The organism is Pseudonocardia kongjuensis, assembly GCF_039526905.1.
In the GTDB taxonomy this organism is placed as follows: Bacteria; Actinomycetota; Actinomycetes; order Mycobacteriales; family Pseudonocardiaceae; genus Pseudonocardia; species Pseudonocardia kongjuensis.
In genome coordinates this window covers 15,712-38,406 of record NZ_BAAAJK010000030.1, presented here as the reverse complement: position 1 = coordinate 38,406, position 22,695 = coordinate 15,712, and the positions used below count along the sequence as shown (strand labels likewise).

Genomic DNA, 22,695 nt, shown 5'->3' with positions numbered 1-22,695 from the left:
GCACCGGAACGCGGCACGACGGAGGCAGGACATGACCGAGCTGGACCACCGGGTGCGGGGCGTCGACCACGTCGCGTTCCCGACCTTCGACCCGGCGGGGACCGTGCGCTTCTACCGGGACGTCCTCGGCTTCCCGGTGGTGCACTCGATCTGCGCGGCGGGCTGGGGTCCCGAGGAGCACCCGGACTTCGTCCACTTCTTCTTCGACATCGGCAACGACGACCGGATCGCGTTCTTCTACTACTTCGGCACCGATCCCTCGGTCGGCGGCGCGCCGGGCGCCCGGGGCGACGCGTACGCCCGCTTCGGCGCCGACGTCCCGGAGTTCTTCGTGCGCTCCCGGCACCTGGCGATCCACGTGGAGAGCGAGCAGGACCTGCTGGAGTACCGGCGCCGGCTCGACGACAGCGAGTGGCCGGTGCAGATGCAGATCCGGCACGAGACCATCGAGTCGATCTACACCCACGACCCCAACGGCTACTTCTTCGAGATCACCCGGGCGATGCGGCCGGTCACGCCGCAGGAGGACCTGGACGCGAACCTGACCATCGACGCGCTGCTCGACGTCGTCGGCGCCCCGGAGCCGAGCTTCGGCAAGCTGCTCGCGCGCAAGGCCGAGCTGATCGTCGAGCGGGCCGCGGACTGGGCGGCGGCGCCGCGATGACCGTCCTCTACGTGCTCGACGTCCCGGAGAACACCGCGGTGGCGACGGTCGCCGCGGGCGCCCCGGAGACCGTCGTCGACCGGATCGGGCCGTACTTCGCGATCCGGTCCGCCGACGAGGTCGTGATCGACCGCCGGGCCACCGGCTGCCGGCACGCCGTCTGGTACTCCTGCGTCGCCGGGGTGTCCCCGGGCAGCCGGATCGTCCAGCACGACAAGGACGCGCTGCGGGTGGCCCCGGACTGACCGGCCGGCCCGGCCCGGCCGGCGTCGCGGGACGCCCGCGCTGAGCCGGCACCGGCGGCGCCCGGACGACCTCACGTCCGGGCGCCGCCGTAGGCCGCGGCGATGTCCGGCGAGTCCGGCCACCAGTGGTAGGTCGGCGACTGCGGCCACCCGTCCGGCGAGTCCTGCCACACCTCCTGCCGGCCGTAGGGGAGCAGATCGACCAGCGGGAACGTGTAGGACAGCTGCTCGGTGCCGCGCCCGTCGGTGTGCCAGGTCCGGTACACGGTGTCCCCGTCGCGCAGGAACACGTTCACCGCGAACCCGCCGTCCGGCGGGGCGCCGACGTCGGCGCCGAACGGGCTGTTCGCGGTGGAGTACCAGGTCATCGTGTTCCCGACCCGGTCGGCGTAGGCGAGTGCCTCGTCGATCGGCCCCTGGGTGACGATCACGAACCGGGCGTCGATGTTCGCGAGGAACTCCAGCCGGGTGAACTGCGAGGTGAAGCCGGTGCAGCCGCCGCACTGCCACTGCGCGCCGGGATGCCACATGTGGTTGTAGACGATCAGCTGGGACCGGCCGTCGAACACGTCGGCGAGCCGGACCGGGCCGTCCGCGCCGTCGAGCAGGTAGTCGGGCATCCGCACCATCGGCAGCCGGCGGCGCTGCGCGGCGATCGCGTCGAGCTCGCGGGTGGCGGCCTTCTCCCGCACCCGCAGCGCGGCGAGCTCGCGCTGCCAGGTCTCGGCGTCGACGACGGGTGGCTGGGCGTACGTGGTCATGGCGGGTCCCCTCGGTCGTGGGCTGTTCACCGGGTGGACCGCCGCCGCGTCCCGAACTCATCGGTCGGCGCCGCCGCGCGCCCGTCCCGCCGCCCGGCGGTCATCCCGCCCGCTGTCCGGCCCGCCGTGCGGCCGCCAGCACGGCGACCACGGCGACCACGGCGAGAGCCGGCAGCCCGAGTGCGAGCGCGACGCCGTCCCGGGCGGCCTCCCCGGCATGGTGCCCGAGCGTGGTCAGCGCGGCCGCCCAGGTGGTCGCCGACACCGAGTGGACGACGGTGAACGCGTGCGGCGCGGCCGCCCCCGCCCAGCCGGTGGTCCGGGGCACCACGATCCGGCCGTAGGACAGCCACTGCCCGGCGGCGACCGCGACCAGCGGCCGGTGCCGCAGCGCCGCGGCGGCCCGCTCCCACAGCCCGAACGGGAGCCGCCCGGTCCCGGCGAACGGCGCCGGGCGCCCGGCCCGCCGCCTGCCGATCCGGTACCCGAGCTGTCCGCCCGCCACCGCGCCGGTCGCGGCGGCCACGCAGACCAGCGGCAGCGGCAGCCCCACCGGTACGGCGAGCGCGCCCGCCCCGAGCGCCAGCGCCGTCCCGGGCACGAGCACCCCGGCGAGCAGCCCGGACTCCACGGTGAGCGCGGTCGCCAGCACCACCAGCAGCAGCGGGCCGGGCAGCGCCTCCAGCGGGGTCGTGAGCCGGCTGGTCAGCTGGTTCGTCAGATGGATCGTCACCGCCATGGTCCGATCCTCGGCACCGGACCAGGGCCGCGGGAGGATGCTGCGACCACCCCGGGGGTGGAGTTTCCTCCACCCCGCCGGGGGCGATTCCGGGACACAATGGACGGGTGTTGCGGAACATCGGGATCGGGGTGCGGATCGGACTGGCCGGGATCGGCAGGCTGGTCCTGGCCGGGTTCGCCGCCGCGCCGATCCTGCTGGTCCTGGTCGTCGCCGGAATGCTGCTGCTGCCGGTACTGGGCCTAGGGGTCCCGGTGCTGCTGGGGGCGCACGCGCTGGTCCGCAGGCTCGCCGGCGCCGAACGCCGGTGGGCGGGCCGGCTGCTGGGCGTCCGGATCGACGAGCCGCCGGACGCCGATCCCGCGGTGGCCGGGCCGCTGCTGCGCCGCCGCTTCCTGCGGATGCTGCGCAGCCGCACGTTCCGGCGTCAGCTGGGCTGGCTGCTCTGGGAGACGGTGGCCGCGGCCACCGTCGTGCTGCTGCTCGGTGCGCCGCTGGTGATCGCGACCCGGATGATCGACAGCGGCGCCCCGCTGCTCCTCCTGCCGGGGTACGCGCTGCTGCTCGCACCGCTGCTGATGCTGCACCCGATCTGCCGGGCGCTCGCCCGGGTGTCGGGCCGGCTGCTCGGTGCCCGGCCCGACGAGCTGCTCGCGCACCGGGTGGCCGAGCTCGCCCGGTCGCGCACCGAGACCGTCGAGGCGCAGGACCAGCTGATCCGCCGGGTCGAGCGGGACCTGCACGACGGCACCCAGGCGCACGTCGTCGCCACCGGGATGACGATCGGCCTGGCCCGCTCGGTGCTGCGGGCCGATCCGGACCAGGCCGACGCGCTGCTCGCCGAGGCCGAGCAGACGGTCGCCCAGACCCTGCAGGAGCTGCGGGCCACCGTCCGCGGGATCCGGCCGCCGGTGCTCGCCGAACGCGGCCTCGCCGATGCGGTCCGTGCGCTCTGCCTGCGCTCCCGGGTCCCGGTCGAGCAGCACGTCGACGTGCCCGCGCTCGCGCCGACCGTCGAGACCGCGGTGTACTTCGCGCTCGCCGAGGCACTCACCAACGTCAACCGGCACTCCGGGGCCGACCGCGCCCGGCTGACCCTTCGCCACTGCGACGGCGCCGTGCACGCCCGCCTCGTCGACGACGGCACCGGCGGCGCCGCGCCCACCCCGGGCAGCGGCCTGGACGGCATCCGCACCCGGCTCGGCGCGCTCGACGGCCGGATCGGGATCAGCAGCCCCGGCGGGGGACCGACCGAGATCCGGATGGAGGTGCCGTGCGAGCCGTCGTCGCCGAGGATCTCGCCCTCCTCCGGGACGGGATCGTCCGTCTCCTGACCGCCCACGGCGCCGAGGTGGTGGACGCCGTGGGCACCGGCCCGCTGCTGGTCGACGCCCTGGCCCGGCACGCGTTCGACGTGGCCGTGGTCGACGTGCGGCTGCCGCCCTCGTTCACCGACGAGGGCCTGCGCGCGGCGATCGCGGCCCGTGCCCGCACCCCCGGCCTGCCGGTACTGGTGCTCTCCCAGCACGTCGAGCCGCTCTACGCGCGCGACCTGCTCGCCGACGGCGGCGGCGGGGTCGGCTACCTGCTGAAGGACCGGGTGATGGACGTCGGCCGGTTCGTCGAGGCGGTCCGTACGGTCGCCGCAGGCGGCACCGCGATCGATCCGGAGGTGATCGCGCAGCTGCTCGCGCCGCGGACCCGCGACGACCCGCTGCACCGGCTCACCGCCCGGGAGTCGGAGGTGCTGGCGCTGATGGCAGAGGGCCGGACGAACGCCGGGATCGCCGCCCGGATGGCGGTCGGCCAGAAGGCCGTCAGCAAGCACAGCGCGAGCATCTTCGACAAGCTCGGGCTGGCCCCCGGAGAGGACGACAACCGGCGGGTGCTCGCCGTGCTCGCCTATCTGGAGCACCGGACCTGAACCGGCGGGTTCAGCCGTCGTGGGCGGCCCGGTGCGCGAGCACGTCGTCCATGTGCGTCTCGGCCCACGCCTTGAGTCCGCGGATCGCCCCGTGCAGGGACCGGCCCAGGTCGGTGAGCTCGTAGCTGACGGTCACCGGCACGGTCGCCGTCGCGGTGCGGGTGAGCAGGCCGTCGCGCTCCAGCGAGCGCAGGGTCTGGGTGAGCATCTTCTGGCTGACCCCGGCCAGCTGCCGGGACAGCTCGGAGAACCGCAGCGGCCCATCGCCGAGTCCGCAGAGGACCAGCGTCACCCACTTGTCGGAGATCCGGTCGAGCAGCTGCCTGCTCGGGCACACCGCCAGGAAGGCGTCGTACTCCACCCTGGCCCGTGCCCGCCGCTCCGCCGCCGTCGTCGTCGCCATCCCCACCTGCTTCCCCCCGGGTGCCCTACGCACTTCCAGGTGCCTGCTTCCCATCGGAGAGCTGCCCGACCATCGTGAAGCAGGGCGCCGGCCGGCGCCACCCCCGCACGACGAGAGGCAGCCCGATGAGCACGCTCTCCACCGCCCTCCCCGGTGGCACCTGGGAACTGGGCGACGACCTGACCGTCACCCGGTTCGGCTACGGCGCGATGCAGCTCGCCGGCCCGTGGGTGATGGGCCCGCCCGCCGACCGCGACGGAGCGCTGGCCGTGCTGCGCGCGGCCGTCGAGCTCGGCATCACCCACATCGACACCGCCGACGCCTACGGGCCGCGCGTCACCAACGAGCTGATCCGCGAGGCGCTGCACCCCTACCCCGGGCAGCTACGGATCGCGACCAAGGTCGGCGCCACCCGCGACGCGCAGGGCGGCTGGCCGCCCGCCCGCGATCCGCAGGCGCTGCGCGAGGCCGTCACCGCGAACCTGCGTGGTCTCGGCGTCGACACCCTCGACCTGGTGAACCTCCGGCTCGGCGACGCCGATGGTCCCCGGCCCGGCCCGGCTCGCTCGCCGAGGCGTTCGGCACGCTCGCCGAGCTGCAGCGCGACGGCCTGATCCGCCGGCTCGGCGTCAGCAACGCCACCCCCGAGCAGGTCGCCGAGGCGCGGACCATCGCACCGGTGGCCTGCGTGCAGAACCTCTACAACCTGGCCCACCGCACCGACGACGACCTGATCGACGAGCTCGCCGCCGCCGGCATCGCCTACGTGCCGTTCTTCCCGCTGGGCGGGTTCACCCCGCTGCAGTCCTCGCTGCTCGCCGGCGTGGCGGCCCGCCGGGGCGTCGGCCCGATGGCGGTCGCGCTGGCCTGGCTGCTGCAGCGCTCGCCGAACATCCTGCTGATCCCCGGCACGTCGTCGGTGGCGCACCTGCGGGAGAACGCCGCCGGTGCCGCGACCGTGCTGACCGGGCAGGACCTGGCCGAGCTGGACCGGATCGGCACCGGGCCGTGACCGCCCGGCCCGGCCCGGCTCAGGCGGGTGCGCCGTCCCGGAGCCGGCGCTTGAGGATCTTGCCCTGCGGATCGACCGGCAGCTCCTCGACCAGGTGCACCGCCTTGGGCACCTTGAAGACGGCCAGCCGCTCCCGGCAGTGCGCGATCAGCTCGTCGGGCTCCAGCTCCCGGCCGGGCTGCACGACGACGAACGCGGTCACCGCCTCCGACCAGTACGGGTCCGGCATCCCGACGACCGCCGCCCTGGCGACCGCCGGGTGTTCGTGGACCACCCGCTCGACCTCCTGGCTGGACACGTTCATCCCACCCGACTTGATCATGTCCTTGAGCCGGTCGTGGAAGAACAGGTTCCCCTCGGCGTCGATCCGGACCATGTCCCCGGTGCGCACCCAGCCGTCCCGGAACACCTCGGCGGTGCGTTCCGGATCGTCGAGGTAGCCGAGCATCGCCGAGGGGGTCCGGCAGATCAGCTCGCCGACCTCGGCGTCCCGGTCCTCGGCGTCGACCACCCGGATCTCCAGGTGGGTGACCGGCTTCCCGATCCAGGTCGGGTCACCGTCGGGCACGTCGTCGAGCGTGCGGAAGAAGCCGACCGTGCCCAGCTGGGAGAGCTCGGACTGGCCCCAGTAGGTGCCCCACAGCACCTCCGGCGCCGCGGCGGACCAGGCCTCGATGACGTGCGGCGGGATCTGCCCGCCGTAGGTCATGCAGCGGCGGACCTGCCCGACCGACTCCGGGCCGAACCCGTCCTGCCCGGCCAGCGCGATGTAGAAGGTCGGCGTCTGGGCGATCACGGTGACCCGTTCCCGGCCGATGATGCCGACCGCGGTCGCCGGTTCCGCCGTGGCGGGCAGCACCAGGGTGGCGCCCATCAGGGTGAGGCTGGTCATCGAGCCGAGACCGGCGATCGTGTGGAAGGGCATCACGAACAGCCAGGTGTCGTCGGGCCCGGTCGCCAGCCCCCAGCCCCACGCCGGGGCGGTGGACGCGAGGTAGTTGCGGTGCGGGATGAGCACGCCCTTCGGCGCGGCCTCGGTGCCGGAGGTGTAGACGACCAGCGCGACGTCGTTCTCGTCGAGATCGGCCACCGGCTCGTCGGTGGGCCGGGCGGCGAGCAGCCGGTCGAGCTCCGGCCCGTAGCCGAGCTGCCCGGCGCCGTCGGGGAGCACGGCGGCGACCGGCCCGGCGAACGCCTCGTCGGTGAGCACCAGCCGGGCCCGGCTGTGCCGCAGCTGATGGCCGATCTCGGCCTCCCGGTACAGCGGGTTGACGCCGGTGAACGCCGCGCCGATCTTCAGTGCGCCGTAGTAGGCCGCGACGACCTCCACGCTGTTGCGCGCCATCGACGCGATCCGGTCGCCGTGCCCGATGCCGCGCGAGGTGAACAGGTGCGCGTACCGGTTGGCGCGCTCGTCGAGCTGCGCGTAGGTCGTCTCGGTGCGGGTGCCGTCGACCGCGTAGGCGACGAACGCGACCTTGTCCGGCCGGGTCCTGGCGTGCCGGCGCAGCTGGTCGCCGATGGTCGCGCGACCCAGCAGGGTGCGGTGGTGCGGGGCGAGATCGGCCACGGGGGAGTCCTTCGGGCTGGTGCGGTCGGGCGGGCGGTCAGACGGCCGAGGCCGCGAAGAGCGGCCTGCCGTAGGTCTCGGCCGAGACGGTGTCCTCCACCGCGGACCGGGTCAGCCTGCTCGGGAAGCCCTTGGCCGGGTAGCCGATCGCGACGTGCGCGGCGGTGAGCACCCCGTCCGGGACCTCCAGCAGTTCGCGCACCTTCTCCTCGTGGTGGCAGAGCAGCGTGGTGACGGCCGAGCCGACACCCTGGTCGCGCAGCGCCAGGCAGAGGTTCTGCACCGTCGGGTAGATCGAGGCGCCGCCGACCACGGAGAGCCGGTCGAGCTCCAGGTCGGTCGGGTGCAGGCCGTCGATCTCGGCGCAGACGACGACGATCGCCGGCACCCTCGCCAGGTTCTCCGCGAAGTGGTCGGCGTCCCGCACGGTCTTCGGCAGCGCGCCGACGTTGACCGTGCCGTCCCCGATGGCACCGAGATAGGCCTTCCACATCGGCAGGTACAGGTCCGCGAGCGCCTGCTTGCGCGCGGCGTCGCGCACCACCACCCAGCGCACCGGCTGGCGGTTGCCGCCCTGCGGGCCGAACCGCGCGACCTCGAACGCCCGGTGCAGCACGTCGTCCGGAACCGGCTGGTCGGTGAAGTACCGGCAGGTACCCACGGTCCGCATGGCCTCGGTCAGCTCCATCGCCAACTCCTACCTATCCACAGTTAGGTTTCTGGCGGCGATACTGCTGCGACTCCCCGGGGGGTGTCAAGAGCCCAGATGACGGCACGACCGGGCACTGGACGCCGGAGGCGGGGCGACCTAACCTATCCACTGTTAGATTGAAGTTGACCGTAGGGGAGCGCATGTCCGCGACCACCGGCGCCGAGCTCGCCCGCGCGCTCGAGCACGCCAACCTGCCCTCGCTGCTTCCGGTGCTCGTGCAGCTCACCGGGGACCGCCGGTGGCTGGCCGAGCCCTACCGGCCCACCCGCAGCCGGGGGATGGACGACAACGACTCCGGCGGCTTCGCCCCCGAGGTGGCCGCCGAGATCCGGCAGGCGGTGCTCGACGCCGTCCTCGCGCACGAGCAGGGCGCCCCGGTCGCGATCCCGGCCCCCACCGGCGAGCTGATGCGGGAGCTGCTGAGCCTGGCCAACGGGGAGCCGGCGACACCCGACTACGCCGAGATGCTCGCCGAGGACCTCGGCTTCACTCGGCCCCCCGCCGTCCCGATCGGGCCGACCGGCATCACCGCGGTGATCATCGGGGCCGGCGTGTCCGGCATGCTGGCCGCGATCCGGCTGCGCGAGGCGGGCGTCGAGCACGTCGTGCTGGAGAAGAACACCGAGGTCGGCGGCGGCTGGTGGGAGAACACCTATCCCGGCGCGGGCGTCGACACTCCCAGCCACCTCTACTCCTACTCCTTCGCGCCGCGGGACTGGAGCACCCACTTCGGCAAGCGCGACGAGGTCGAGGAGTACCTGCGCGGGATCGCCGACGCCTACGACCTGCGCCGGGTGATCCGGTTCGGCACTGAGGTCGTCGCCGCCGACTACGACGAACAGGACGCGACCTGGACGGTCCGCACCGCCGACGGCGACACCGTCACCGCGTCCGTGCTGATCAGTGCCACCGGGGCGCTGAACCGGCCCCGGGTGCCGGAGATCCCCGGCCTGGACACCTTCACCGGGCCGATCTTCCACACCGCCCGGTGGCCGTCCGGCCTGGACCTGACCGGCCGCCGGGTCGCCGTCGTCGGGGCCGGTGCCAGCGCCATGCAGGTCGTCCCGGCGATCGCGGACACGGCCGGAGCGCTGACCGTCTACCAGCGCTCGCCGCAGTGGATCGCGCCCAGCGACGTCTACTTCGAGCGCATCGACGAGGCCGTGCACCTGCTGATGAACCGGGTCCCGTACTACCGGGGCTGGTACCGGGCCCGGCTGGCGTGGAACTTCAACGACCGGGTCCACCCGAGCCTGCAGGTCGACCCGGACTGGGAGCACCCGGACCGCTCGGTCAACGCCGTCAACGACGCGCACCGCCGCGTCTTCACCCGCTACCTGGAGTCCGAGCTGGCCGGCCGGCCGGACCTGGTGGCGAAGTCGCTGCCCGGCTACCCGCCGTTCGGCAAGCGGATGCTGCTGGACAACGGCTGGTACCGCACGCTGCGCCGGGACGACGTGGAGCTGGTCGCCGAGGGGGTCGCCGAGATCACCCCGACCGGCCTGGTCGGCGACGGCGGCACGGTGACCGGGGCCGACGTGATCGTCCTGGCCACCGGCTTCCACACGCACCGCTTCCTGTGGCCGATCGAGATCCGGGGCCGGGCCGGGGTGCGGCTGGCCGACGTCTGGGGACCGCAGGATGCGCACGCGCACCTCGGGATCACCGTGCCCGGCTTCCCCAACCTGTTCCTCACCTGCGGCCCGGGCACCGCACTCGGCCACGGCGGCAGCTTCATCACCGTCGCCGAGTGCCAGGTCCGCTACATCGTCGACCTGCTGCGCCGGATGGTCCGCGACGACCTGCGGGCCGTCGAGGTGCGGGCCGAGGTGGAGCGCGAGTACACCCGCCGGCACGACGAGGCGCACGCCCGCATGCTGTGGACCCATCCCGGGATGACCAACTGGTACCGCAACGCCGACGGCCGGATCGTCTCGACGATGCCCTGGCAGGTCGTCGACTACTGGCGGATGACGCACGAGGCCGATCTCGCGGACTTCCACGTCGAGCGCACCGCGCCGGCCGTCGCCCGATGACCGGCCTTCCGGCGCCGTCGCCGCGGCCGCCCGCCACACTGGGACCCGTGCAGGAACCGGCCGGCCGCAGGAAGCCCACCGCCCAGCGGCGGACCGAGATCGTCAGCGCCGCGGCCCGGATCTTCGCCGACCAGGGCTACGCCGCCGTCGGGATGCGCGACATCGCCACCACCATCGGGATCCGCAGCGCCAGCCTGTACCACCACTTCTCCTCCAAGGAGGAGATCCTCTACGCGATCTGCCTGACGGTGACCCGGGAACCGGTCGAGCAGAACCTGCCGCTGCTCGACGCCGCCGGGACCCCCACCGAGCGGCTGACCGCGCTCGTCCGGGCGCACGTCCGGCACCTGCTGCACCGGCACGTCGAGTACCTGGTCGGGCTGCACGAGCGGCCGGCGCTCACCGCCGAGCACCGCGCGGACATCGACGGCTACCTGCACTACTACCACCGCCGGGTGCGCGACGTGCTCGCCGCCGGGATGCGCAGCGGCGAGTTCCGGGAGCTCAACCCCACCCTGGCCGCGCTGGGCATCCTCGACATGCTCAACGGCGTCAGCGGCTGGATCAGGGGCAGCGCCGACGAGGACACCGACGACGTCGTCGCCACCTACACCACCCTGCTGTTCGCCGGGCTGCATCCCTGACCCGCGGTTACGCCCTGGGCGAAGCTGCCGTCGGCAGAACCGCGACCATCGGGCGACCGCGCCCGGCACGGTGGGTCCATGACCGACACCCCACTGTTCGACGAGCGGGCCCGCCGTGACCTGTTCGACCAGCGCGTCCTCGTGCTCGACGGCCCGCTGGACGACGACAACGGCACCCTGCTCGCCACCCAGCTGATCACGCTCGCCGCGACCGGCCCGGACAGCGACGTCGCGCTGTGGATCCACTCGCCGGGCGGTTCGGTCCCGGCGATGCTGGCGCTGCGCGACGTCATCCGGCTGGTCCCGTGCGACGTGTCCACGCTGGTCCTCGGGATCGCCTACAGCGCCGGGCAGTTCCTGCTGTCCTCGGGCACCCCCGGCAAGCGGCGCGCGCTGCCGCACTCCCGGGTCCTGATGCACCAGGGCTCGGCCGGGATCGGCGGCACCGCGGTGGACATCGAGCTGCAGGCCGACGACCTGCGGCACACCCGGGACACCGTGCTCGGGCTGATCGCCCGGGACACCGGCCAGCCGATCGAGCGGATCTTCACCGACTCGCTGCACGACCGCTGGTACTCCGCCACCGAGGCGCTCGAGTACGGCTTCGTCGACGCCGTGGTCTCCCGGTTCGACGAGATCGCGCCGCGCCGCAGCTCGCTGCCCGCCGGTTTCGGGGCCGTCCGGTGAGCAGCTACACCATCCCGAACGTGATCGCCCAGAACCCGCGCGGCGAGCGGATCATGGACGTCTACTCGCACCTGCTCACCGAGCGGGTGGTCTACCTGGGCACCGGCATCGACTCCGGGGTGGCGAACGCGCTGATCGCCCAGCTGCTCTACCTGGAGGCCGACGACCCGGAGCGGGACATCCAGCTCTACGTCAACTGCGACAGCGGCGACCCGAGCGCGATGCTCGCGATCTACGACACCATGCGGCACATCCGCCCGGCGGTCGCCACCACCTGCGTCGGGCAGGCGGTCGCGGTCGGCGCGGTGCTGCTCGCCGCGGGCGCGGAGGGCAAGCGCGCCGCGCTGCCGCACGCGCGGGTGATCCTGCACCAGCCCGCCGCGCAGGGCCGCGGCACGATCCCGGACCTGATCCTGCAGGCCGACGAGCTCGTCCGGATCCGGGCCGACATCGAGTCGATCCTGTCGCGGCACACCGGGCAGAGCGTCGCGACGCTGCGTGCCGACACCGATCACGACCGGATCTTCACCGCGGCCGCGGCGCGCGAGTACGGCCTGCTCGACACCGTCCTGGCGGACCGGTGAGCCCGGCCCTCACGCCGCCAGTGCGTACGCCGCCCGGCAGGTCGGCCCGCGCAGCGTCCCGGCGACCGCGCGGGTCAGCTCGGCCAGCGTCAGCTCCAGCGCCCCGGCCACCGCCGCGATCATCTCGCTGGAGGGCTCCTTGCGCCCGCGCTCGATCTCGGAGAGGTACTGCGGCGAGATCCCGGCCCGCCGCGCGGTCTCCTCCAGCGTGTCGCCGCGCCGGCGGCGCGCCGCCCGGAGCTGGTCGCCGAGCAGGTGCCGCCACAGCGGTTCGGGGGTCGGCCGGGGTTCCACGGGTCGGAGCCTAGGTGCGGCCGGGCGGAGTGTCGCGGCCGTTCCGCTCAGAGCGGACGGGCGCTCGCGGGACGGTGGGGGATCACCCGGTGAGGTCCTCCGACGGCGGCGGCGCCAGCTCCGCGTCCAGGTCGTCGGTGACCCGGGTCAGGGTGTCGACGTGGTGGGCCAGCCACACCATGAACTGGGTGTCGGCCGACCGGACGTCCATGCCCATCGCCCGGGACACCCGGTCCAGCTTGTACAGCGTGGTGTTCCGGTGCAGCCCGAGCCGCCGGGCCGCCGCGTTCAGGTTCCCGGACTCGGCGATGTAGGCGAGCACGACGTTCTCCAGGCTGCGCTGGTGCCCGTCGGCGCGGCGCAGCGGGGCGAGCACCTCCTCGGCGAACCGGCGGCCGTTCGCCGAGTCGGCCAGCTCCCGCAGCGCGACGAAGATCCGCAGGTCCTCGTAGCCGACGACCGGGGGCACGTCGACCCGGCGGCTCAGCGACAGCGCGGTGCGCGCCTCCCGGTAGCTGACCGCGGTCCCGCCGGCCCCGGCCCCCTCCGAGCCGAACGCGACCCGCACCGTCCCGCCGAGCCGGTCCTGGACCAGCCGGGCCACCGCACCGGCGAGCTCGCGGATGTCGTCGGATCCGGTGCCGGCCGGCGCGACGACCACCAGGTTCCCGCCGAGCTGGGTGGCCAGCGTGCGCGCGTCGCCGGGACGGCCGAGCCGTTCCACGGCCCGGGCGGCGGCCTGGAAGCGGCGCACCGCGCGGGCGTCGTCGGCGACCGGCGGATCGGGCTCGGCGACCAGCACCGCGTAGGTCCGGTCCGGCAGGAAGCCGTGGTGCCGGGACCGGGCCACCAGCTGCTGGCCGTCGGCGAACCGGCCGTGCACCAGGTCGACGACGAAGTCGCCGCGGGTCCGCTCCTCGGCCTCGGTCATCGAGCGGAGGCGGAGCATCTCGGCGCCGATCAGCACCGCACCCTCCTGGGCGACGATCCGGCGCTGCGCCCGGTCGTGGGCCTGCGCGCCGACCGGTTCCAGCACCGCGACCAGGCCGCACGGCTCCCCGCCGATCGTGATCGGCACGGCCAGCGGGACGACAGCGCCGTCCCCGTCACCGGCCGTCCCCAGGTCGACGGCGACGGACTCCACCGGGCCCGGCCCCCAGCCGTCGGCGAGCCGGCGCAGCACGGCGACGACCGGCTCCGGCGGGGGCTTGGGGCGGCCGCCCGCCGACTCGTGGGCGAGCACCGCGCCGTCCGGGTCGACCACGATCACCGGGGCGCCCGCCATCCGGGACATGCCGTGCGCCAGCGACCCGACCCCGGAGCCGCGGGCCAGGATCTCGCCGAGCGAGCGGTGCACCCGGTCGCTGTACTGCAGCACGTGCGTGGACTGGGCCAGCACCTTCGTCGCGACCAGATGGCTGACGGCCCGGAACCCGGCGGTCGGCGGCAGCAGCGCCAGCGGCAGCCCGATCCGGTCGGCCGCCGCCCGCGCCTGCGGCAGGTACTCCTGCAGCTCGGCGGGGGGTGCGGCGTCGCCGGGATCGAGGCGCACCAGCAGCGCGACCGCGCCCGCCGCGGCGATCCGGTGCACGACGGCCTCGCCGGCGGGGCCGCGCAGCCGCTCCGCGGCGGCGTGCACGACCAGACCGGCCTCGGGCTCCGGCCCGCCGTCGGCCGGGTCGTCGAGCTCGGACAGCGGGACGCACCAGCGGGCGATCCCGGACGTGCCGTCCCGGCCGGCGACGAGCGTGTTGCGCAGCAACGGCTCGGCCAGGAGATCGGCCACCGTCACGGTGTCCGGCGGGTCGACGGCGGCGGTGGGCGCGCCCCGGCCGGGCCGGTCGGGCTGCTCGGTCTGTGCCATCTGCCTATATCCGATCCGTGGGCGGCTGCACTTCGTCCAGTGCAGGCCATGCTGGCCCGCACCCACAATCACCGGTAGCCGTCATACTCCACAATCCGCCGGAGGTTCTTCGTGCACCCCGCACCAACTCTTCCCGGCTCCGGTGCCGCGTCCGCGGACCACCGGACGACCGACCCGGCCGCCCCGGACCGGGTGGTGACCCGGTTCCGGCCGGCCACCGCCGCGGACGCCCGGGACGCCGTCGACCGGGCGTCCGGCTCGGGCTGGGCCCGCGAGACCCCCGCCCGGCGGGCCGCCGTGCTCGGCGCGGTCGCCGACCGGCTCGACGCCGCCCGCGACGAGCTCGCCGCGCTGGTGACCGCCGAGGAGGGCAAGCCGGTCGCCGCCGCCCGCGGCGAGATCGGCAAGGCCGCCGAGCAGTTCCGGCTCGCCGCCCAGCTCGCGTTCCAGGTGGAGGGGACGACCTTCCCGAGCGAGACGCCGGGCACCGTCGCCTACACGCTGCGCGGCCCGCTCGGCGTCGTCCTCGCCGTCACACCGTGGAACTTCCCGGTCTCGCTGGCCGCCCGCAAGATCGCCCCGGCGCTGGCCGCCGGGAACACCGTGGTGTTCAAGCCGTCCCCGGTGACCGCCGGGGTCGGCGAGCGGCTGGCCGGGATCGTGCACGAGGCCGGGCTGCCCGCGGACGCGCTGCCGGTGCTGCACGGCCACGATCCGGACGCGATGGCCTGGCTGCTCGCCGACCCGCGGATCCGGGCGGTCAGCTTCACCGGCTCGGACGCGGTCGGCGCGCTGATGAGGGAGCAGGCGCACGGCCAGGCCCGGCTGCAGCTGGAGCTCGGCGGCCGCAACTGCGCCGTCGTGTGCGCGGACGCCGATCTCGACCGGGCCGCCGCCGACATCGCGACCGGCGCGTTCGGTCTCACCGGGCAGGCGTGCACGTCGACCGACCGGGTGCTGGTGGCCCGGCCGGTGGCCGCCGACCTGATGGCGCGGCTCGCCGAGCGGGTCCGCGCGCTGCGGGTCGGGCCGGGCGACGACCCGGCGACGACGACCGGCCCGGTCGCGACCGCCGCCCAGTTCGCCCGGCTCACCGCGCTGCACGACCGCGCCGTCGCCGACGGCGCCCGGGTGGTCGCCACCGCGGGCACGGTGCCGGACCGCGATCCTGGCGGCCACTGGGTGGCGCCCAGCCTGTTCACCGACGTGCCGGACGGGCACCCGCTGGTCACCGGCGAGGTGTTCGGCCCGTTCTGCACGGTGTCGCCGATCGCCGGGATCGACGAGGCGCTCACCATCCTCAACGCCTCGACGCACGGTCTGGCGACCGCCGTCCACACCACCGACCTGGCGGTCGCCCAGCGGTTCGCCGCCGAGGCGCAGTACGGCCTGGTCAAGATCAACGGACCGACCACCGGGAACGGCGTCGCACCGCCGTTCGGCGGCTGGAAGGCGTCCTCCGGCGGTGCGTTCCCGGAGGGCGGCCGGCAGGCGCTCGACTTCGTCACCGACACCAAGACCGTCTACCTCACCCCCTGAGAACCGGAGGCATCCGTGCAGACCATCCACCGCCTGACCCTCGACGACGCGCTCGTCGTGCTGCGAGCGGCCGAGGCCGAGGCCGAGCGCATCGGCGTCCGCCAGACCATCTGCGTCGCCGACGACGGCGCGCACCCGATCGCCCTGCACCGGATGACCGGCGCCCGGCTGACCGGGGTCGAGATCGCGATCGCCAAGGCGTTCACCGCGGCCGGTCACCAGCGCGCCACCCACCTGTTCAACGAGGCGCCGGACGGGCCGGCGCTGCCCGGCAACGAGGCGTTCGGCATCCAGCACATGCACACCGGCCGGTTCACCGTGTTCGTCGGCGGCTTCCCGCTGGTGCACGACGGCCAGGTGGTCGGCGCGGTCGGGATCAGCGGCGGCAACGGCGAGCAGGACAAGGCGGTCGGCGCCGCCGCGCTCGCCGCCTTCGAGCAGCACGTGGCCGGGGCCGTCCCGGCCTGACCGGTACCCCGGCGGCCCCGCACCCCGTCCGGGTGCGGGGCCGCCGTGCGTGCAGGCCGGCCCGCCGTGCCCGCCGCACGCCCGTGAGACCCGCCCGTCAGGCCCGCCCGTCAGGCCCGGCCGTCCCCGTCCCGGCCGTGCAGGCCGGCCCGCCGTGCCCGCCGCACCGCCCGTCAGACCAGGCCGTCAGACCCGGCCGTCAGACCCGGCCGTCAGACCCGGCCGTCAGACCCGCTCGTCAGACCCGGCCGTCAGGCCCGGCCGTCCCCGTCCCGGATCCGCCCGGCGAAGCTCGCGGCCAGCGCGCACACCGCCGCCGACGCGCAGACCAGCGCGACCGCGGCGGCCGGGCCGCGCCCGGCCGGGGCGTCACCGACGGCGAGCGCGACCGTCACGCCGCCGAGCGCCGCCCCGACGAAGCGCAGCGCGTTGAACACCCCGAGCCCGGAGCCGGACCCGGCCTCCTGCGCCGACCGCGCCGCCCCGGCGGCGGCGGGCGTCTGGGTCAGCGCCATCCCGGCACCGACGACCGCGCAGGCGGCGCCCAGCAGCGGCGCGCCGGCGCCGCCCGCGAGCAGCCCGGCGAGCGCGAGCTGCGCGGCCACGAGCAGGAACAGTCCGCTGCGCAGCGCCCACCGCGGGCTCCGGCGCTCGGTCAGCCGCCCCGCGACCGGCGCGAGCAGGGTCATCGCCAGCGGCAGCGTCACCACCAGCAGCCCGGCATCCCGGACGGACATGCCGGCCCCGGACACCAGGTACAGCGGGACGGTCAGCAGGGTCGCGGTGAGCGCGAGCATCTGGGCCAGCGCCGCCACGGCGGACCGGGCGAACCGGGCGTCGGCGAGCAGCGCGAGCGGGACGAACGGCTGCCGGCCCCGCCGCTGCACCCGGCGTTCGACGACGAGGAACGCCACCAGCGACAGCAGCCCGGCGCCGGCCGCCACCCACACCACCGGGGAGCCGGGACCGACCGCACCCGCCGCGGCGGCCGCGGTCAGCACACCGACGACGGCGACGGTCAGCGTCAGCGCGCCACCGGCCTCCAGCGGCACCGGGCGCCCGGCGGCCCGCGGCAGCGTGCACCACGCACCGACCAGCGCGACCAGCGCGAACGGCACGATCACCACGAACACCGACCGCCAGCCCGCGAGATCGGTCAGCACCCCGCCGACCGCCGGGCCCGCCGCCTGGCCCGCCCCGTTGGCCGCGGCCCACCAGGACACCGCGCGCCCGCGCCGCTCCGGCCCGACGGCCGAGGTGAGCAGAGCAAGGACGGTCGGCAGCACCAGCGCCCCGGACGCCCCCTGGACCATCCGGAACGCGACGAGCACGGCCAGCGACGGTGCGAGCGCCGCACCGGTCGCCCCGGCCGCGACGCCGACCATCGAGATCAGGAACACCCGGCGGCGGCCCAGCCGGTCGCCGAGCCAGCCGCCCAGCGGCAGCGCCGCGGCACAGGTCAGGTTGAACGCGACGACGACGAGCGTGCCCGCGGACAGCGGCGCGCCCAGGTCCGTGGTCATCGTCGCGAGCGGGACCGCGACCAGGGTGTTCGCGATCGTGCTGGCGAACGTCCCGATCACCAGGAAGACGGCCGGTGCGCGGTGCCCGGCGCGGACCCGCTCCGGCGCCCCGGTCGTCACGGGCGCAGCGACAGGGTCAGCTCGACCTCGACCGGGGCGTCCCCGGGCAGCGCCGCGACGCCGACCGCGGCGCGCACCGGCAGCCGGTCCGCGCCGAACCGCTCGGCCAGCACGTCCGACGCGCCGTCGGCGATCGCGGACAGCCCGGCGTGCGGTCCGGCGCAGGCGATCCACACGGTCATCCGCACCGGGCGGTCGATCCGGTCGGCGCCGCCGGCCGCGATCTCGCAGGCGGTCAGCGCGTTCCCGGCGGCCAGCCCGGCGGCGGCCGTCGCGGTGCCCGGGTCCACGCCGTCCCCGATCCGGCCGGTGACGACCAGCCGCCCGTCCCGGCGCGGCGTCATCCCCGCGCTGTGCACCAGCCCGCCGGCGACCAGCGCCGGCAGGTAGCGCCCCTGCGGCGCGGGCCCCCGCTGCTCAGACACCGAGCGCCACCCCCTCCTGGCGGGAGTCCGCTCCGGCGACCAGGCAGCCGTTGTCGTGGTCGACCGACACGACCTGCGCGCTCCCGCCGGCACCCCGGGCGCCGACCGGCACCACCCGGTGCCCGCGGGCCGCCAGCCCGGCCAGCACCTCCGGTCCGAGCCGGTCCTCGCAGCGCAGCTCGGCGGGCGCGCCGAGATCGCCCGCGTCGCTGCCCGGGAAGACCGAGAAGCGGGGTGCGTCCACCGCGTCCTGCGGGCCGGCGCCGTGATCGAGCAGGTGCGACACCAGCTGAGTGTTCCACTGCACCTGGCCGTCCCCGCCGGGGGTGTTGCCGACGTGCCGCAACCGGCCGTCGTCGTCGGTGACCAGCCACGAGTTCAGGGTGTGCAGCGGGCGGCGGCGCGGGCGGAGCTCGTTGGGGTGCCCGGGGATCAGGTAGGCGCCGCGGCCGAGCCGGTTGTTGAGCACGATGCCGGTGCCGGGCACGGTGACCCCGGCGCCGAAGGTGAACGCCAGCGAGCCGATCAGTCCGACGGCGCGGCCCTCGGCGTCGACGGCCACCATCGACGTCGTGTCGCCGTCCGGGCGGGCCCCGGCGGGGGCGGGCAAGTCACCGGCCCGGATCCGGTCCCTGGCCTGCGCGACGGCGGCCGGGTCACCGCCGCGGTCCGGGCCGGTGCGGTCCGGTCCGGCGGTGCGGAACCGGTCGGCGAACGCGATCGTGGCCGCCCCGGCGAGCCAGTGCACCGCCTCGGCGGACAGCGGGGCCGCGGCCTCTCCGCCGTCGCGCAGCATCCCGTCGCAGACGGCGAGCTGGTCGAGCACCATCCAGCCGGGCGTCGGGAGCGGTGTCTGGTGCACCCACGAGTCCCGGTAGCGCCGTCGCAGCGCCGGCTCCGGGACGACCCGGCCGGACGCCGCCCACTCGTCCCCGGAGAACCGGGCCCCGTCCGCCACCAGGGCGGCGACCGCGCGGTCCGCGAGCCCGCCGGTGTAGAAGCCGGCCGGATCGGCGGCCACCGCGGCGATCGAGCGGGCCAGCTCCGGATGGGCGAGCCGGGCCCCCACGGCGGGCACCCCGCCGCCGGGCAGCAGCGCCGCGGCCGTGCCCGGATCGGCGGCGAGCCGCTCCCGGTGCCGTTCGATGTCGCCGCGGGTGCGGGCGGTGCAGGGCAGCCCGGCCGCCGCGGCGCGGGCCGCCGGTGCCCACAGCTCGGTCAGCGGCCGGGTCGCCCCGGAGGCGTGCAGCGCGGCGAGCGCGCCGACCGCGCCGGGGACCGCCACGGACAGCGCGCCGTGCCGGGGCAGCACCGGTCCGGGGAAGCGGTCCGGGGTGGCGCCGTCCGGTCCGAAACCGCTCCCGCAGAACGCCCAGACCTGCCCGTCCGGCTCGCGGACCAGCGCGAACGTGTCCCCGCCCAGCCCGTTCTGGCCGGGCAGCGCGATCCAGGCGAGCGCGGCCATCGCGAGCGCGGCGTCCACCGCGTTGCCGCCGGAGGCGAGCACCTCGGCGCCGATCCGGCTGATCGCCGGGTGGCTGGCGGACACCATGCCGTCGGCGCCGAGTGCCGGGACGCGGTCGGACGCGGGGAACGGGCGGGCGGGCGCGAGCACGGTCATGCGGGCACGATCCACCGCCCGGACCCCGCCGACTACGTGAAACCTGCACAGTCCGGGCGGCCCGGCCAGTGCACTGTGCCGTAACGGCAACGTGCACAAACGGAAATCAACGGGCTGTGCACTGTGGGCCTGGATGAGCGATCGCCCTGCTGTGAGTGTGTCCGGTCACACCACCACACATCACCGCCGGTGACCGGCGGGAAGGAGGCCGCGGTGGCTCTCTCCGCTGCACACTGGGTCTATCTGGGCGGGGTTCTGCTGATCCTCGGCGTGATGATCGCGCGGAGGAACGTCCTGGTCCCCGCCCTGCTCGCGACGGTCGGGACCGCATGGACGATGACCGGCGATCCGATCGTCGCCGTCCAGTCGATCTTCAACGCGACGCTGACGGCGGCCGCGGAACTGTTCAACATCTTCCTCATCATCGCGACGGTGACGGCGCTGCTGGGTGCGCTCCGCGCGATGCACGCCGATCAGCGCATGGTCACCCCGTTCCAGCAGGTGATGCGCGGCGGCTGGTCGTCGTGGGGGGTGCTGATCGTCGTCACCTTCGCGATCAGCCTGTTCTTCTGGCCGACGCCCGCGGTGCCGCTGATCGGGGCGATCCTGGTCCCGGCCGCGATCCGGGCCGGTCTCCCGGCGATGGGGGCGGCGATGGCGATCGCCGTCGCCGGCCAGGGCATGGCGCTGTCCAGCGACTACGTCATCGGGGTGGCGCCCGGGCTGTCCGCCGCGGCGGCGGGCACCGATCCGGACCGGGTCGCCGACGTCGCGTTCGTCCTGTCCCTGGTCACCGGGATCACCGCGCTGGTGATCATGTCCGTGCTGCTCGCCCGGCACATGCGGGCACCGTCGGACGCGAACCTCGAGGAGTGGGAGTCCGGGGTGGTCGCCGGGGCGCGGCCGTCGACCGGGCTGCTCCGGCGGCTGCGGCGGCGGATCACCGGCGCAGCGCCGGACGCCGAGCCGCTGGTGCCCGCCGAGGCCGAGCAGCGGATCGCCGTCGGCTCGACGGTCGGCGGCCCGGCGGGCGGTGCCGACGTGCCGCCGCCTGGTGGCCCCGGCGGTACGGGCGGCCCCGGTGGCGCAGTGAGCACGGACGGCCCCGGCGGGCCGGTGCCCGGCGATGGGCCGGCCCCGCTCGACGCCCGCACCGAGCGGCTGTCCCGGTTCTTCGCGGCGGCGGTGCCGATCGCGTTCGGCCTGATGATCGTCTACCTGGTGCTGGGCGAGCTCGGGGTGGTCCCGCCGGTGCAGGGCGGATCGGGTGCGGCCCTGGTCGGCGGCCTCGCGGTCGTCCTCGTGGTGCTGGTCTGCGTCACGCTCGACGGTCCGCGCGGCGCGCTGACCTCGGTCGGCGAGCACATGACCGACGGTCTCGTCTTCGCGTTCCGGGCGATGGGTGTCGTGCTGCCGATCGCCGGGTTCTTCTTCCTGGGCAGCGCCGACTTCGCACCGTCGATCCTCGGGCTGCCCGAGGAGGCGACCGCACCCGATCTGCTGGTCGACCTGGTGGTGGCCGGGCAGGGGCTCATCCCCACCAGCCCGCTGATCGTCGGTTTCGGGGTGCTCGCCGTCGGTCTGCTCAGCGGGCTCGACGGATCCGGCTTCTCCGGTCTGCCGCTCACCGGTTCGCTGGCCGGTGCGCTGGCGCCGGCGGCCGGTGTGGACCCGGCGACGCTCGCCGCGATCGGCCAGATGGGATCGATCTGGTCCGGCGGCGGCGTGCTGATCGCCTGGTCGTCGCTGCTCGTGGTGGCCGGGGTGACCCGGGTCCCGGCGATCGAGCTGGCCCGCCGCTGCTTCCTGCCGGTGATGGCCGGGCTGGTGCTCTCCACCGTGGTCGCGGTGCTCCTGTTCTGACCCGGTGACCGGCCGGCCCCGGTGCCGCAGGGCGACCCCTGCGGCACCGGGGCCGTCGTCGTGCCGGGGGGCGACCGCGCAGGGTGCCCGCAGGGTGCACAGTGCTGCAAGGTTCCCGGCCTTCTTGTGCCCTCTGACCAGGGAACCGGGACACCGGCCCGCATACCGTCGGTGCTACCGAGGACGGACGGCGACCGTGACGGCCCGCCGCAGGACCCGCCCGGTTCCCACCCCACCCGATCATCTGGAGGGTTCGTCATGACCCTGACCGCCGACCAGGCCACGGCCGACGCCACCCCGGCCCTGCTCTCCCGGGAGGACTTCCGCGCCGCGCTGGAGGACGCCATCACCGGCCGCGAGGCGAAGAACGCCTCGTTCAGCGCCGCCTGGGCCGAGGGCAGCCTGACCCGCGAGCACTTCGCGCGCTGGGCCGAGAACCACTACCACTACGTCGGCCCGTTCGCCGACTACCTCGGCTACATCTACGGCAACACCCCGGACCACTGCACCGACGCCAAGGACTTCACCCTCCAGAACATGTACGAGGAGGAGCTGGCCGACATCCGGCACACCGACCTGCTCATCCGGTTCGGCGAGGCGTGCGGCACCAGCAAGGAGCGCATCGAGAACCCGGACAACATGAACGCGGTCACCCGCGGCCTGCAGGCGTGGTGCTACGCGGTCGCGATGCGCGAGCACTTCGTGGTCGCGACGGCCGCGCTCGTCGTCGGGCTGGAGTCCCAGGTCCCCGGCATCTACCGCAGGCAGATCGTGCCGCTGCGCGAGACCTACGGGTTCACCGAGGACGAGATCGAGTTCTTCGACCTGCACATCACCTCCGACGAGGTGCACGGCGAGCGCGGGTTCCAGATCGTGCTCGACCACGCCGACACCCCGCAGCTGCAGCAGCGCTGCCTGCGGTTCGTCCGGTGGGGCGCGGAGATGCGCTTCTCCTACACCCGGGCCCTCTACGACACCTACGTCGCGCCGGGCCGCT

At 75.0% G+C, this 22,695-nt stretch carries 22 protein-coding genes and 1 pseudogene; 13 read left to right on the top strand and 10 right to left on the bottom strand.

Annotated elements, in window-relative coordinates; translation table 11 throughout:
• Positions 1-31 precede the first annotated feature (31 nt).
• The gene (locus tag ABD160_RS22760) at positions 32-664 is read left to right on the top strand and encodes a VOC family protein (protein ID WP_344025770.1); all 633 of its coding nucleotides are present in this window, start codon (positions 32-34) and stop codon (positions 662-664) included.
• A complete protein-coding gene (locus tag ABD160_RS22755; RefSeq protein WP_344025768.1) occupies positions 661-909 on the top strand; it encodes a hypothetical protein in 249 nt (82 codons plus the stop codon). Before ABD160_RS22760 ends, ABD160_RS22755 begins: the two co-directional genes overlap by 4 nt.
• 71 nt (positions 910-980) lie before the next feature.
• Here ABD160_RS22755 and ABD160_RS22750 read toward each other — a convergent pair whose 3' ends face one another.
• Positions 981-1,670: a DUF899 domain-containing protein gene (locus tag ABD160_RS22750; RefSeq protein WP_344025766.1), complete on the bottom strand. Its 690-nt coding sequence runs from the start codon at positions 1,668-1,670 to the stop codon at positions 981-983.
• A 100-nt stretch (positions 1,671-1,770) separates the two neighbouring features.
• Entirely contained in the window at positions 1,771-2,409 is a 639-nt protein-coding gene (locus ABD160_RS22745) for a hypothetical protein (RefSeq protein WP_344025764.1), read from the bottom strand.
• 107 nt (positions 2,410-2,516) lie between these two features.
• Between ABD160_RS22745 and ABD160_RS22740 the strand changes: the two genes are divergently transcribed.
• Both ABD160_RS22740 and ABD160_RS22735 read left to right on the top strand, forming a co-directional pair.
• Positions 2,517-3,743, top strand: a complete 1,227-nt coding sequence (locus tag ABD160_RS22740) for a sensor histidine kinase (RefSeq protein WP_344025762.1) — start codon at positions 2,517-2,519, stop codon at positions 3,741-3,743.
• Positions 3,683-4,333, top strand: a complete 651-nt coding sequence (locus tag ABD160_RS22735) for a LuxR C-terminal-related transcriptional regulator (RefSeq protein ID WP_344025760.1) — start codon at positions 3,683-3,685, stop codon at positions 4,331-4,333. Before ABD160_RS22740 ends, ABD160_RS22735 begins: the two co-directional genes overlap by 61 nt.
• A gap of 10 nt (positions 4,334-4,343) precedes the next feature.
• Here the strand turns inward: ABD160_RS22735 and ABD160_RS22730 are convergent, their stop codons facing one another.
• Positions 4,344-4,736 carry a winged helix-turn-helix transcriptional regulator gene (locus ABD160_RS22730; protein WP_344025758.1) on the bottom strand — a complete coding sequence of 131 codons (393 nt, stop codon included), beginning with the start codon at positions 4,734-4,736 and terminating at the stop codon, positions 4,344-4,346.
• A gap of 125 nt (positions 4,737-4,861) precedes the next feature.
• On the opposite strand from ABD160_RS22730, the pseudogene ABD160_RS22725 reads away from it, so the two are divergent.
• A pseudogene (locus ABD160_RS22725) lies at positions 4,862-5,748 on the top strand (oxidoreductase).
• A 19-nt stretch (positions 5,749-5,767) separates the two neighbouring features.
• Here the strand turns inward: ABD160_RS22725 and ABD160_RS22720 are convergent.
• Together ABD160_RS22720 and ABD160_RS22715 are read right to left on the bottom strand one after the other, a co-directional pair.
• A complete protein-coding gene (locus ABD160_RS22720) occupies positions 5,768-7,318 on the bottom strand; it encodes a class I adenylate-forming enzyme family protein (protein ID WP_344025756.1) in 1,551 nt (516 codons plus the stop codon).
• A gap of 37 nt (positions 7,319-7,355) precedes the next feature.
• Positions 7,356-8,006, bottom strand: coding sequence for a nitroreductase family protein (locus ABD160_RS22715; RefSeq protein ID WP_344025754.1), 651 nt, complete (start codon positions 8,004-8,006; stop codon positions 7,356-7,358).
• A 164-nt stretch (positions 8,007-8,170) separates the two neighbouring features.
• Here ABD160_RS22715 and ABD160_RS22710 point away from each other — a divergent pair, with 164 nt between their 5' ends.
• From ABD160_RS22710 to ABD160_RS22695, 4 genes are all read left to right on the top strand, one after another.
• Complete coding sequence (locus ABD160_RS22710) at positions 8,171-10,066, top strand: flavin-containing monooxygenase (protein ID WP_344025752.1); 1,896 nt, start codon at positions 8,171-8,173, stop codon at positions 10,064-10,066.
• A gap of 47 nt (positions 10,067-10,113) precedes the next feature.
• Complete coding sequence (locus tag ABD160_RS22705) at positions 10,114-10,710, top strand: TetR/AcrR family transcriptional regulator (RefSeq protein WP_344025750.1); 597 nt, start codon at positions 10,114-10,116, stop codon at positions 10,708-10,710.
• A 78-nt stretch (positions 10,711-10,788) separates the two neighbouring features.
• On the top strand, positions 10,789-11,397 hold the full coding sequence (locus ABD160_RS22700) for a ClpP family protease (protein WP_344025748.1): 609 nt from the start codon (positions 10,789-10,791) through the stop codon (positions 11,395-11,397).
• Positions 11,394-11,981, top strand: a complete 588-nt coding sequence (locus ABD160_RS22695; RefSeq protein WP_344025746.1) for a ClpP family protease — start codon at positions 11,394-11,396, stop codon at positions 11,979-11,981. The genes ABD160_RS22700 and ABD160_RS22695 overlap by 4 nt, the downstream gene beginning before the upstream one ends.
• A gap of 9 nt (positions 11,982-11,990) precedes the next feature.
• Here the strand turns inward: ABD160_RS22695 and ABD160_RS22690 are convergent, their stop codons facing one another.
• Positions 11,991-12,275, bottom strand: a complete 285-nt coding sequence (locus ABD160_RS22690) for a helix-turn-helix domain-containing protein (RefSeq protein WP_344025743.1) — start codon at positions 12,273-12,275, stop codon at positions 11,991-11,993.
• Between the two features lie 82 nt (positions 12,276-12,357).
• Positions 12,358-14,139: a PucR family transcriptional regulator gene (locus ABD160_RS22685; protein ID WP_344025741.1), complete on the bottom strand. Its 1,782-nt coding sequence runs from the start codon at positions 14,137-14,139 to the stop codon at positions 12,358-12,360.
• A gap of 111 nt (positions 14,140-14,250) precedes the next feature.
• Between ABD160_RS22685 and ABD160_RS22680 the strand changes: the two genes are divergently transcribed.
• Positions 14,251-15,678, top strand: a complete 1,428-nt coding sequence (locus ABD160_RS22680; protein WP_344025738.1) for an aldehyde dehydrogenase family protein — start codon at positions 14,251-14,253, stop codon at positions 15,676-15,678.
• A gap of 15 nt (positions 15,679-15,693) precedes the next feature.
• Complete coding sequence (locus ABD160_RS22675; RefSeq protein WP_344025736.1) at positions 15,694-16,146, top strand: GlcG/HbpS family heme-binding protein; 453 nt, start codon at positions 15,694-15,696, stop codon at positions 16,144-16,146.
• A gap of 251 nt (positions 16,147-16,397) precedes the next feature.
• Here ABD160_RS22675 and ABD160_RS22670 read toward each other — a convergent pair whose 3' ends face one another.
• Genes ABD160_RS22670 through ABD160_RS22660 form a run of 3 tightly spaced genes read right to left on the bottom strand, consistent with a single transcriptional unit; the run spans position 16,398 to position 19,835 of the window.
• Positions 16,398-17,789, bottom strand: a complete 1,392-nt coding sequence (locus tag ABD160_RS22670; RefSeq protein ID WP_344025734.1) for an MFS transporter — start codon at positions 17,787-17,789, stop codon at positions 16,398-16,400.
• Positions 17,786-18,214: a RidA family protein gene (locus ABD160_RS22665; RefSeq protein WP_344025732.1), complete on the bottom strand. Its 429-nt coding sequence runs from the start codon at positions 18,212-18,214 to the stop codon at positions 17,786-17,788. The genes ABD160_RS22670 and ABD160_RS22665 overlap by 4 nt, the downstream gene beginning before the upstream one ends.
• The gene (locus ABD160_RS22660; protein ID WP_344025730.1) at positions 18,207-19,835 is read right to left on the bottom strand and encodes a gamma-glutamyltransferase family protein; all 1,629 of its coding nucleotides are present in this window, start codon (positions 19,833-19,835) and stop codon (positions 18,207-18,209) included. Before ABD160_RS22660 ends, ABD160_RS22665 begins: the two co-directional genes overlap by 8 nt.
• A 213-nt stretch (positions 19,836-20,048) precedes the next feature.
• On the opposite strand from ABD160_RS22660, the gene ABD160_RS22655 reads away from it, so the two are divergent.
• Together ABD160_RS22655 and ABD160_RS22650 are read left to right on the top strand one after the other, a co-directional pair.
• Positions 20,049-21,698, top strand: a complete 1,650-nt coding sequence (locus ABD160_RS22655) for a hypothetical protein (protein WP_344025728.1) — start codon at positions 20,049-20,051, stop codon at positions 21,696-21,698.
• Between the two features lie 258 nt (positions 21,699-21,956).
• Positions 21,957-22,695, top strand: a 739-nt coding sequence (locus ABD160_RS22650; RefSeq protein WP_344025726.1) for an iron-containing redox enzyme family protein, incomplete at its 3' end; no start/stop codon positions are given.

What these genes read in the sequence shown, in the direction of transcription:
- ABD160_RS22750 (WP_344025766.1), bottom strand. Translation starts at nt 1,670, where the DNA reads ATGACCACGTACGCCCAGCCACCCGTCGTCGACGCCGAGACCTGGCAG.
- ABD160_RS22660 (WP_344025730.1), bottom strand. Translation starts at nt 19,835, where the DNA reads ATGACCGTGCTCGCGCCCGCCCGCCCGTTCCCCGCGTCCGACCGCGTC.
- ABD160_RS22700 (WP_344025748.1), top strand. Translation starts at nt 10,789, where the DNA reads ATGACCGACACCCCACTGTTCGACGAGCGGGCCCGCCGTGACCTGTTC.
- ABD160_RS22745 (WP_344025764.1), bottom strand. Translation starts at nt 2,409, where the DNA reads ATGGCGGTGACGATCCATCTGACGAACCAGCTGACCAGCCGGCTCACG.
- ABD160_RS22730 (WP_344025758.1), bottom strand. Translation starts at nt 4,736, where the DNA reads ATGGCGACGACGACGGCGGCGGAGCGGCGGGCACGGGCCAGGGTGGAG.
- ABD160_RS22710 (WP_344025752.1), top strand. Translation starts at nt 8,171, where the DNA reads ATGTCCGCGACCACCGGCGCCGAGCTCGCCCGCGCGCTCGAGCACGCC.
- ABD160_RS22755 (WP_344025768.1), top strand. Translation starts at nt 661, where the DNA reads ATGACCGTCCTCTACGTGCTCGACGTCCCGGAGAACACCGCGGTGGCG.
- ABD160_RS22760 (WP_344025770.1), top strand. Translation starts at nt 32, where the DNA reads ATGACCGAGCTGGACCACCGGGTGCGGGGCGTCGACCACGTCGCGTTC.
- ABD160_RS22685 (WP_344025741.1), bottom strand. Translation starts at nt 14,139, where the DNA reads ATGGCACAGACCGAGCAGCCCGACCGGCCCGGCCGGGGCGCGCCCACC.
- ABD160_RS22715 (WP_344025754.1), bottom strand. Translation starts at nt 8,006, where the DNA reads ATGGAGCTGACCGAGGCCATGCGGACCGTGGGTACCTGCCGGTACTTC.